Origin of the sequence: Pseudomonas sp., from assembly GCF_050739655.1 — a bacterium.
Lineage (GTDB): Bacteria > Pseudomonadota > Gammaproteobacteria > Pseudomonadales > Pseudomonadaceae > Aquipseudomonas.
On sequence record NZ_JBOIBY010000157.1, the window covers coordinates 1 to 10,663 of the forward strand.

The window sequence follows — 10,663 nt, forward strand, 5'->3', positions numbered from 1 at the left end:
CATATGATTTGTGTACGACACAAACCTTGTGGGAGCGGGCTTGCCCGCGATTGCGGTGGGTCAGTCACATAGAGTCTTCCCTGCTGACGGATGCCTTGCATCACCGGCATTCTGCCCTGCGGGACTTACTGTGGTAGGCTTTGCCGGTTTGCACGATGGGCGTTTATGACCCGGTGTTTCGGCACGGGCGTTCTGTACGTCCCATTTGTCCGCCTTCAGGAGTTCTCATGCGTCTGACCCAGATCTTCGCCGCCGCAGCCATTGCGTTGGTCAGCACCTTTGCCGTCGCCGATGATGCGGCCGACAAAGCCATCCGTAAAAGCCTGGAAAACCTCCAGCTCGAAGTGCCGGTAGAAACCATCACCGCCAGCCCATTGCCAGGCTTGTATGAAGTCAAGCTCAAGGGCAGTCGCGTACTGTATGCCAGTGCCGATGGCCAGTATGTCGTGCAGGGCTACATGTTCCAGCTCAAGGACGGCAAACCGGTCAATCTGACGGAGAAAACCGAACGCCTGGGCATCTCCAAGCTGATCAATGACATTCCGGTTGCTGAAACCGTGGTTTACCCAGCCGTTGGCGAAACCAAGGCGCACATCACCGTATTCACCGACACTACGTGCCCGTACTGCCACAAATTGCACGCCGAAATCCCGGAACTGAACAAGCGCGGCATCGAAGTGCGTTATGTGGCCTTCCCCCGCCAGGGCCTGGGCTCGCCGGGTGATGAGCAACTGCAAGCGGTGTGGTGCTCGAAAGACAAGAAGGCGGCCATGGATAAAATGGTCGACGGCAAGGAAATCAAGGCCGCCAAGTGCGATAACCCGGTCTCCAAGCAGTTCGCCCTGGGTCAGTCGATTGGCGTGAACGGTACACCGGCCATCGTTTTGGCCGATGGTCAGGTCATTCCGGGCTACCAGCCTGCGCCACAAGTCGCCAAACTGGCGCTGGGCGCGAAGTAAATTCGCATCGTCAAGGGCAGCCATTGACGATCATGGTCCGGTAGCGTCATCGCCGGGCCATCAATAGAGAGTCGCAAGCATGCGGCTGTTTTCACGGCCGGCCTTGAGTCGGCCGTTTTATGGGGAGTTCACAGTGAAACCGGTCAAAGTAGGCATCTGTGGGTTAGGGACCGTCGGTGGCGGTACCTTCAACGTACTTCAGCGCAACGCCGAGGAAATTGCTCGTCGTGCCGGGCGTGGGATCGAAGTGGCGCAGATCGCCATTCGCACGCCAAAGCCTCAGTTCCAAACGACCGGTATTGCGATTACCACCGATGTCTTCGAAGTGGCCACGAACCCTGAGATCGACATCGTTATAGAGCTGATGGGCGGCTACACCGTTGCCCGCGAGCTGGTACTCAAGGCCATCGAGAATGGCAAGCATGTGGTCACCGCGAACAAGGCGCTTATCGCCGTTCACGGCAATGAAATTTTCGCCAAGGCTCGCGAGAAGGGCGTGATCGTTGCGTTCGAAGCGGCCGTGGCTGGTGGTATTCCGGTCATCAAGGCGATCCGTGAGGGTCTGTCCGCCAACCGTATCAACTGGGTTGCGGGCATCATCAATGGCACCGGCAACTTCATCCTTACCGAAATGCGCGAGAAGGGTCGCACCTTCGAAGACGTGTTGGTCGAAGCCCAGGCACTGGGTTACGCCGAAGCCGATCCAACCTTCGACGTCGAAGGCATCGACGCAGCGCACAAGCTGACGATCCTGGCGTCCATCGCGTTCGGTATCCCGCTGCAATTCGACAAAGCCTACACCGAAGGCATCACCAAGCTGACCACCGCTGACGTGAACTACGCCGAAGCGCTGGGCTATCGCATCAAGCACCTGGGCGTAGCGCGCAGCACGGCTTCCGGCATTGAGCTGCGTGTGCACCCGACGCTGATCCCGGCTGATCGCCTGATCGCCAACGTCAATGGCGTGATGAATGCGGTGATGGTCAACGGCGATGCCGCCGGTTCGACCCTGTTCTACGGTGCCGGCGCCGGCATGGAGCCGACTGCTTCGTCGGTGATCGCCGACCTGGTGGACGTGGTTCGCGCCATGACCTCCGACCCGGAAAACCGTGTTCCGCACCTGGCCTTCCAGCCGGATTCGTTGTCGGCCCATCCGATCCTGCCGATCGAAGCCTGCGAAAGCTCCTACTACCTGCGTATTCAGGCCAAGGATCATCCGGGCGTGCTGGCCCAGGTGGCGAGCATCCTGTCCGAACGTGGCATCAACATCGAATCGATCATGCAAAAGGAAGTGGAAGAGCATGACGGCCTGGTGCCGATGATCCTGCTGACCCACCGCGTGCTGGAGCAGCGTATGAACGATGCCATCCAGGCACTGGAAGCGCTTCAGGGCGTGGTTGGACCGGTAGTCCGGATTCGCGTCGAACATTTGAATTAATACAGCAGCTGCAAGCTGCAAGCTTCAAGCTGCAAGTAAAAGCAGAACCGCTTTTCACTTGTAGCTTGCCGCTGACAGCTTGAAGCTCAAACCGAAGGTTTGCCCCTATGCGCTACATCAGTACCCGCGGCCAGGCACCGGCCCTGAATTTCGAAGACGTCCTGCTGGCTGGCCTTGCCACCGACGGCGGTTTGTACGTTCCGGAAAACCTGCCACGTTTCACCCAGGAAGAAATCGCTTCCTGGGCCGGCCTGCCGTATCACGAGCTGGCTTTCCGCGTCATGCGTCCGTTCGTTACCGGCAGCATCCCTGACGCCGATTTCAAAAAGATCCTTGAAGAAACCTACGGTGTGTTTGCCCACAGTGCCGTTGCGCCGCTGCGTCAGCTGAACGGCAACGAATGGGTGCTGGAGCTGTTTCACGGCCCGACCCTGGCGTTCAAGGATTTTGCTCTGCAGCTGCTTGGTCGCCTGCTCGACTACGTGCTGGAAAAGCGCGGCGAACGCGTGGTGATCGTGGGTGCTACTTCCGGTGATACCGGTTCGGCCGCCATCGAAGGCTGCAAGCACTGCGAAAACGTCGACATCTTCATCCTGCACCCGCACAACCGCGTGTCCGAAGTGCAGCGTCGGCAGATGACCACCATTTTCGGTGAGAACATCCACAACATCGCCATCGAAGGCAACTTCGATGACTGCCAGGAAATGGTCAAGGCGAGCTTCGCCGACCAGGGCTTCCTCAAGGGCACTCGCCTGGTGGCTGTGAACTCGATCAACTGGGCGCGGATCATGGCCCAGATCGTGTACTACTTCCATGCGGCCCTGCAGTTGGGTGGCCCGGCGCGTTCGGTGTCGTTCTCGGTGCCGACCGGCAACTTCGGCGACATCTTCGCCGGTTACCTGGCCCGCAACATGGGCCTGCCGATCAACCAGTTGATCGTCGCCACCAACCGCAACGACATCCTGCACCGCTTCATGAGCGGCAATCAGTACGTCAAGGAAACCCTGCACGCGACGCTGTCGCCGTCCATGGACATCATGGTGTCGTCGAACTTCGAGCGTCTGCTGTTCGACCTCCATGGTCGCAACGGCGCGGCGATCGCCGGCCTGATGGACAGCTTCAAGCAGGGCGGGGGTTTCAGCGTCGAGCAAGAGCGCTGGACCGAAGCCCGTAAACTGTTCGACTCTTTGGCTGTGGATGACGCACAAACCTGCGAAACCATCGCTGAGGTCTACGAACAGACCGGCGAAGTGCTGGATCCGCACACCGCCATCGGCGTCAAGGCAGCACGCGAATGCCGCCGCAGCCTGGATATCCCGATGGTGATCCTGGGTACGGCGCATCCGGTCAAGTTCCCGGATGCGGTGGAAAAAGCCGGCGTAGGAAAAACGCTCGAACTGCCTGCACATCTTTCTGATTTGTTTGAGCGAGATGAGCGTTGCACCGTATTGCCGAATGACCTCAAAGCCGTGCAGACCTTTGTCAGCCAGCATGGCAACCGCGGCAAGCCGTTGTAATCGGCAAATACTGTCACACATTGAAGCCCGTCTCCTGACGGGCTTTTTTGTTTTTGCATGCCACACTGGCCGGCAAATCGCCCATAGAGGACAGGCGAGCCGAATACAAGGATGTGGCAATGGAGTATTTCGCAGGGTTAAAGCCGGCTGTGAGTTGGGTAATTTTAGTTGCGTTGCTGGGCCTTTCGCAGTGGACCGAAGCGGCACAGTTGGTGGCTTACAAGGCTGATGCGGTGGCCTCCGCTGCGGAGATCTCGCTTGATGTGCAGGAGCAAAAATGGCTGGCTGAGCATCCACGAGTCGTTGTCGCATCGACGCAGTACCCGTTGTATCTGTTCAAGGACGAGCACGGTCAATGGAGTGGTTTTCATAAGGATGTGCTGGAGCGTATCAGCGCCATGACGGGCCTGCAGTTCGTGTATGACGAGACATTTTCTACCGAACAATTGCTCAGTCGTCTGGAAAGTGGTGCTGCTGATATGAGCACGATGCTGTCGATGAACGAAGAGCGCAGGGTGTTACTCAATTTCAGTCATGCCTTCGGCGGTGCTGGCTGGGTGTTCATCGGCCACGCTGAAGCGCCTGCGGTGCAATCGCTGGAGCAGCTGGCGAAAAGGGTGTTGGTGCTGCCGAATCGGCATGCGCTGGAGGCCGCGATTCGCCGCGACTATCCGTCCATCGCGTTGCGCTCGGTCAAAACCCATGCAGAAGCTCGGGCACTGGTTGAAAGCGGTGAAGCGTACGCGACTATCGACAATGAAGTCGGGGCCCGACTCTATCCTGCGGGGCGACTCAAAGTCGGTAATGCACTGGAAGGTAAATGGGACGCTGATTACCTGGCTATTCGCAAAGGGCAGCCTGAGTTGTTGAGTATCCTCAATAAGGCATTGGAGGCTTTTCCACCCGCCGAGCTTCGCGCTATGCGCCAGCAATGGTTCGATGCAGTTACGGCCGAAAATACCCCCTCAACCTGGGAGGGAGCCGTCAGGCAGGGTTGCTGGGGGATGTTGATTGTCGGCGTGTTCGCGCTGCTTTCCGTGATCTGGAATCGTCGACTCGCCACTGTGCTGGAGCAACGTCAGGATGCAGTGATCAGCCTTCGCGATCAATTGATCTTCCAGCACACGTTGATGGATGCCATGCCTGACCCGATGTTCGTTCGCGATCAGCATGGGCGTTTAATCATGTGCAACAAAAGCTATGAGGAAAGCCTTTGCACTCGCTTCGATCAAATGCAGGGACGACAGCTGATCGAACTCGATGTTTTTCCCAAAGAGACTGCCGAGCAGTTGCATGCGGAGTTCATGGTTCAACTGGATACCCGCAAGCCACGCTTCAGCGAGCGGCGATTGAAGTTCAAAGGTGGCCTCAGGGACGTCTACCAGTGGACCGTGCCGTTCTACGGTGCAGACGGCAAGTTGCGAGGTTTGTTGGGCGGCTGGATCGACATCGCGCATCGCACCGGACGAACGTGAGTTCTTTGTTTTTTCCCTGTCATCTTTGCGGTGCATGCTCATTCGACTCGAGGCGCGGAAAGTCCCGCACTCGATCTCCAGAACTTTCTTCTCGGGCCGACGGTCATTTGTTGTAGACGCGCCCCAGGCACTTTGTTTTCGGACTATTGAGTGGTGATCGAGATGGAAAGTATCAGTCTCTTGCTCGGTGAGGCTCTGAGCCCGTACCAGGTGACATTGACCCCGTCAGGCATTCACGGTGAGTGCCGGGTGACATTAAAGAACGCGACCGGTGCTGTCGTGGTCGATCGGCAGTTCAACCAGGCACAGTTGAGTGACAAGCGCTTGTTGACGGATGTGGTCGACGGCTTGCACCGCGATGTGCTGATTGCAGAAGGGCGTCTGGAGCCCTGTGTGATCGCGGCGTTGCGCAATGCCGCTCAGGACAAGCTGCTGGCCAGCCGAAATTGAATTGTCTTTTGTGGGAACCTTCCTGCACCAAGGTCAGTCAGACCTTGTAACAACAGGATCAAGCATTGTGCTCCGGTGCTTGTATCTTGTTGCTACGGGTCTTTGCATAGACCACGTTTAACCCCGAGTCGTCTCCCCACTTCTCGGGGTTTCTTTTTGCCCGTGATTTTTCAGTGCCCGGCCTGTTGCTCGAAAAAAGCCCTGGAGGCTTCCAGGTACTCGCCGCGACTTTCCGGATCGAGCCAGGCCGCGTAAGCCTCGCTTAGCTCATCGCGAGGCAGGGTGAGCAGCAGTTTGTTGATTTCGCTGATCACCTGTCGGCCCTGCGGCGTGTCGGTACAGCCGATATAACCGGACAGGTATTTGCCTGTGCCGCGAATCGGATAGAACTGCAGTTCATTCTCTGCGATCCCTTGCTGCTGTGCCTGATAGCGGATCTCCGGACGATAGCCCAACAACAGTTGCAGGCGTCCCAGTCGTTGCATCTGCAGAAGGCTGCCCAAGGCATCGTTGCCGTAATGGAGCGTCAAGGCTTTGGGGGGAGCCTGTTTGAGCAGCGCATCGAGATACTCGCCATAGTTGCGTTCAGCAACGATTCCCAGCGTCACGTTGCCGGTGGCGAGAAGGGCGGCCAGATCCACTTCCCCGTCCTTGATGAAAGGCGCCAGCACTTCACGATCGACACGCCGCACGGCCAGACCATTGCTCATGGCACGAAAGACCGGGATGGAAAACGCGATCCAGGTTTCGCGTTCCTTGCTCCAGTTCAGCGCCGCATCGCATGTGAGGGATGGCTCATGGAGCATTTGCAGGCCGCGTGCACGATTGACCTTCATCACGCTGTGTTGATACTGCGGCAGGCCAGCGATCAGTTTGGTCAAGAGTTGATCGATGACCCCCTGGCCCTTTTCAGGTCCATCGAAAATGAACAGCGGCGGTAGATCGCGCTTGAGCCAGACCAACTGCTCCTTGGATTGCGCAAGCGCCGGGGGTGTCAGGGCGATGATCAGCAGCACTCCCGCCATGGCGCACCACACCCGCCGGTTATGGCGCCGGCAGTGCTCGGAGAGGCGCGCAATCAGACGCTTCAGCTCAGATGGCTCCGTCTTTGCGTAGCTGTGTGATCTGCGACGCGTCATAGCCAAGATCCTGGAGTACCTGCGCATTGTGCTCGCCCAGTTGCGGCCCGACCCATTCACAATCACCGGGTGTCTCAGAGAGTTTCGGCACAATGCCCGGCATCTTGAAGCCTTTGCCATCCGGCAGCTTGGCCTGCAGGAACATTTCCCGGGCGAGGTACTGCGGATCGCTGAACATGTCTTCGGCGCTGAAGATGCGGCTGGCGGGCACCTCGGCCTGGTTCAAACGCTCAATGACCGTGTCCAGTGGCAGTGAATTGACCCAGCGATCGATGACGCCGTAAAGCTCGTCGCGACGGCTGTCACGCCCGTCATTGCTGGCAAGCGTCGGATCGTTGGCCAGGTCTTCGCGGCCAATGATCAACATGAAGCGCTTGAAGATGGCGTCGCCATTGGCGCCGATTTGCACGTGCTTGCCATCGGCGCTGGTGTGGATCGAGGAAGGCGTGATGCCGGGCATGATGTTACCGGTGCGCTCGCGGATAAAACCGAACACATCGAACTCCGGGACCATGCTTTCCATCATGGCGAAGATCGCCTCATACAGCGCAACGTCTACCACCTGCCCCTGTCCACCATTGACTTCGCGGTGACGCAGGGCCATCAGGGCGCCGATCACGCCCCAGAGCGCGGCGATCGAGTCACCGATGGAGATGCCGGTGCGAACCGGTGGCCGGTCCTCGAAGCCGGTGATGTAGCGCAGACCTCCCATGGATTCACCTACCGCGCCAAAGCCAGGCTGATCTTTCATCGGCCCGGTCTGGCCGAAGCCCGAAAGGCGCACCATCACCAGCTTCGGGTTCAGTGCATGCAGCACTTCCCAACCCAGGCCGAGTTTTTCCAGCACGCCCGGGCGGAAGTTCTCGATCAGGATGTCCGCTTCGCTCAGCAACTTTTTCAGAATCGCCAGACCATCCGGGTGCTTGAGGTTCAGGGTCAGGGACTTTTTATTGCGCGCCTGAACAAACCACCACAACGAAGTGCCCTCATACAGCTTGCGCCATTTACGCAACGGATCGCCGCCGTCCGGAGATTCGACCTTGACCACGTCGGCACCGAACTCAGCGCAAATGCGCGAGGCAAAGGGGCCAGCAATCAATGTGCCCAATTCAACGACTTTAAGGCCTGAAAGCGGTTTTGCGGTCAACGACATACGTAATCCTGTAGGACAAGGCTGAGCGAATGCAGAGTTTTAACATAGCCGACTGTCAGGCGCTCAAAGTAGATTGGCATCAATTCGATGATTGCCTGTCGCATCGGTTAGACTTGCCGCCTTTCCCCGTATCAAGAAGTCCGTTCATGGCCCAGCCGTCCACGACCTACAAGTTTGAACTGAACCTCACCGACCTCGACCGCAGCGTCTACGAGAGCGTCAAGCAGACCATTGCCCGTCACCCTTCGGAAACCGAAGAGCGCATGACCGTGCGCCTGTTGGCCTACGCCCTCTGGTACAACGAGCAACTGTCGTTTGGCCGTGGTCTGTCAGAAGTGGATGAACCGGCCTTGTGGGAAAAGAGCCTGGATGACCGTGTCCTGCACTGGATCGAAGTCGGCCAGCCAGATGCCGAGCGCCTGACCTGGTGCTCGCGTCGTACCGAGCGCACCAGCCTGCTGGCTTACGGCAGCCTGCGTGTCTGGGAAGGCAAAGTGGTGCCAGCGGTAAAAAACCTGAAGAACGTCAACATCGCCGCCGTGCCACAGGAAGTGCTGGAAACCCTGGCTAAAGACATGCCGCGCGTTATCAAGTGGGATGTGATGATCAGCGAAGGGACGATTTTCGTCACCGACGACCGTGGTCAGCACGAAGTCCAGTTGCAGTGGCTGGCTGGCGAGCGCGGTTGATCGCTCGCAGACCCTGCGCGTCATCCGGTTTTATCCTGTGTACTTGAGAGAAGCACCTGTCACCCCATGCGTATCGAACCTCGCCTGCTGCCCGACACCCTGCCGTTCCTCGGTGACATCCCGCCTCTGCTGACCCGCCTGTACGCGGCGCGGGGAGTGCAGTCCGAAGCCGAGCTGGACAAGAGCCTGGCGCGGTTGATTCCGTTCCAGAAGCTCAAGGGCATCGAAGCGGCCGTGGACTTGCTGGTGGTTGCGCTCGAACAGCGCCAGCGGATTCTGATCGTCGGCGACTTTGACGCCGACGGCGCGACGGCCAGTACCGTAGGTACCTTGGGTTTGCGCTTGCTGGGTGCGGCCCACGTCGATTACCTGGTGCCCAACCGTTTCGACTACGGCTATGGCCTGACACCGGAAATCGTCGCGGTGGCGCTTGAACGTCAGCCTCATTTGCTGATCACCGTGGACAACGGCATCTCCAGTGTCGATGGCGTGGCGGCGGCGAAAAAGGCCGGGCTCAATGTGTTGGTCACCGATCACCACTTGCCGGGTGATGAGTTGCCGCTGGCCGATGCCATCGTCAACCCGAACCAGCCCGGTTGCGAGTTCCCGAGCAAGGCGCTGGCCGGTGTCGGGGTGATTTTCTATGTCTTGATGGCCTTGCGCGCGCGTTTGCGCGATCTCGGCTGGTATGCGAGCAGTCCACAACCGAACATTGGCGAATTGCTCGATCTGGTGGCCTTGGGCAGCGTTGCCGACGTGGTGCCGCTGGATGCCAACAACCGGATTCTGGTGCACCAGGGCCTGGAGCGGATTCGTGCCGGTCGTGCCCGGCCCGGGATCAAGGCGATCCTCGAAGTGGCCAAGCGAGATCACGCGCGCATTACCTCCACCGACCTGGGCTTTATTGTGGGGCCGCGCCTGAACGCGGCCGGGCGCCTGGATGACATGAGCCTGGGCATTGAATGCCTGCTGACCGAAGATGCAGGCCTGGCCCGTGAAATGGCCGCTCAACTGGATGGCATGAACCAGGACCGCAAGTCCATTGAGCAAGGCATGCAGCGTGAAGCGCTGGCTCAGCTCAAGGACCTGCCGGTGGAATCGATGCCATTCGGTTTGTGTCTGTTCGATCCCGAGTGGCACCAAGGCGTCATCGGCATCCTCGCCTCGCGTATGAAAGAGCGCTATTTCCGTCCGACCATCGCCTTCGCCGATGCCGGCGATGGCCTGCTCAAAGGCTCGGGACGTTCAGTTCAGGGGTTCCACATCCGTGACGCCCTGAGCGTGGTGGCGGCGCAACATCCGGACCTGATTACCAAATACGGCGGCCATGCGATGGCTGCGGGCCTGACACTGCCGCAAGCCAGCTTCCCGTTGTTTGCCGAGGCGTTTGACGCTGAAGTGCGTCGGCAATTGCGCGAAGAGGATCTGACCGGGCGCCTGCTGTCCGACGGCACCCTGGCGGTTGAGGAATTTCACCTGGAGCTGGCTCGTGCACTGCGTCATGCCGGGCCGTGGGGCCAGCACTTCCCGGAACCACTGTTTCACGGGGTGTTTCAGTTGGTCGAGCAGCGTGTCGTGGGTGAGCGCCACCTCAAAGTGGTGCTCAGAAGCGAGTGCGGCTCGGTCAAGCTCGATGGCATTGCCTTTGGTATCGATCGTGAGGTCTGGCCGAATCCGACCATCAAGTGGGTGGAGTTGGCCTACAAACTCGATGTGAACGAGTTTCGCGGTAATGAGACCGTGCAATTGATGATTGCCCACATCGAACCGCGATAAACCGATCAAATTTTCTGCTCCCGGGCCTATTTGTGGGCGCGAGCCTGCTCGCGAAAAACGCCCAGAC

9 protein-coding genes are annotated in these 10,663 nt (G+C 58.8%); 7 read left to right on the plus strand and 2 right to left on the minus strand.

What is annotated here, in order from left to right:
- Positions 1–227 precede the first annotated feature (227 nt).
- The 5 genes from dsbC (at position 228) to ACRESJ_RS07560 (ending at position 5,839) form a co-directional block, all read left to right on the plus strand.
- Positions 228–959, plus strand: a complete 732-nt coding sequence (gene dsbC / locus ACRESJ_RS07540; protein WP_431757345.1) for a bifunctional protein-disulfide isomerase/oxidoreductase DsbC — start codon at positions 228–230, stop codon at positions 957–959.
- 133 nt (positions 960–1,092) lie between these two features.
- Complete coding sequence (locus ACRESJ_RS07545; RefSeq protein WP_431757346.1) at positions 1,093–2,397, plus strand: homoserine dehydrogenase; 1,305 nt, start codon at positions 1,093–1,095, stop codon at positions 2,395–2,397.
- A gap of 107 nt (positions 2,398–2,504) precedes the next feature.
- The gene (gene thrC, locus ACRESJ_RS07550) at positions 2,505–3,914 is read left to right on the plus strand and encodes a threonine synthase (RefSeq protein WP_431757347.1); all 1,410 of its coding nucleotides are present in this window, start codon (positions 2,505–2,507) and stop codon (positions 3,912–3,914) included.
- A gap of 119 nt (positions 3,915–4,033) precedes the next feature.
- Positions 4,034–5,389, plus strand: coding sequence for a transporter substrate-binding domain-containing protein (locus tag ACRESJ_RS07555; RefSeq protein WP_431757348.1), 1,356 nt, complete (start codon positions 4,034–4,036; stop codon positions 5,387–5,389).
- A 162-nt stretch (positions 5,390–5,551) separates the two neighbouring features.
- Positions 5,552–5,839: a DUF3509 domain-containing protein gene (locus ACRESJ_RS07560; protein ID WP_431757349.1), complete on the plus strand. Its 288-nt coding sequence runs from the start codon at positions 5,552–5,554 to the stop codon at positions 5,837–5,839.
- 170 nt (positions 5,840–6,009) lie between these two features.
- Here the strand turns inward: ACRESJ_RS07560 and ACRESJ_RS07565 are convergent, their stop codons facing one another.
- The gene (locus ACRESJ_RS07565) at positions 6,010–6,864 is read right to left on the minus strand and encodes a TIGR02285 family protein (protein WP_431757352.1); all 855 of its coding nucleotides are present in this window, start codon (positions 6,862–6,864) and stop codon (positions 6,010–6,012) included.
- A gap of 67 nt (positions 6,865–6,931) precedes the next feature.
- On the minus strand, positions 6,932–8,131 hold the full coding sequence (locus ACRESJ_RS07570; RefSeq protein WP_431757350.1) for a CaiB/BaiF CoA transferase family protein: 1,200 nt from the start codon (positions 8,129–8,131) through the stop codon (positions 6,932–6,934).
- A gap of 146 nt (positions 8,132–8,277) precedes the next feature.
- Between ACRESJ_RS07570 and ACRESJ_RS07575 the strand changes: the two genes are divergently transcribed.
- Positions 8,278–8,820: a YaeQ family protein gene (locus ACRESJ_RS07575; RefSeq protein ID WP_007971297.1), complete on the plus strand. Its 543-nt coding sequence runs from the start codon at positions 8,278–8,280 to the stop codon at positions 8,818–8,820.
- A gap of 66 nt (positions 8,821–8,886) precedes the next feature.
- Positions 8,887–10,596, plus strand: a complete 1,710-nt coding sequence (recJ, locus tag ACRESJ_RS07580) for a single-stranded-DNA-specific exonuclease RecJ (protein ID WP_431757351.1) — start codon at positions 8,887–8,889, stop codon at positions 10,594–10,596.
- The last annotated feature ends 67 nt before the right edge of the window (positions 10,597–10,663 follow it).

Bases quoted from the DNA above. Each gene is read 5' to 3' on its own strand.
- dsbC (WP_431757345.1), top strand. From the start codon at position 228: ATGCGTCTGACCCAGATCTTCGCCGCCGCAGCCATTGCGTTGGTCAGC.
- thrC (WP_431757347.1), top strand. From the start codon at position 2,505: ATGCGCTACATCAGTACCCGCGGCCAGGCACCGGCCCTGAATTTCGAA.
- ACRESJ_RS07555 (WP_431757348.1), top strand. From the start codon at position 4,034: ATGGAGTATTTCGCAGGGTTAAAGCCGGCTGTGAGTTGGGTAATTTTA.
- ACRESJ_RS07560 (WP_431757349.1), top strand. From the start codon at position 5,552: ATGGAAAGTATCAGTCTCTTGCTCGGTGAGGCTCTGAGCCCGTACCAG.
- ACRESJ_RS07565 (WP_431757352.1), bottom strand. From the start codon at position 6,864: ATGGCGGGAGTGCTGCTGATCATCGCCCTGACACCCCCGGCGCTTGCG.
- ACRESJ_RS07570 (WP_431757350.1), bottom strand. From the start codon at position 8,131: ATGTCGTTGACCGCAAAACCGCTTTCAGGCCTTAAAGTCGTTGAATTG.
- ACRESJ_RS07575 (WP_007971297.1), top strand. From the start codon at position 8,278: ATGGCCCAGCCGTCCACGACCTACAAGTTTGAACTGAACCTCACCGAC.
- recJ (WP_431757351.1), top strand. From the start codon at position 8,887: ATGCGTATCGAACCTCGCCTGCTGCCCGACACCCTGCCGTTCCTCGGT.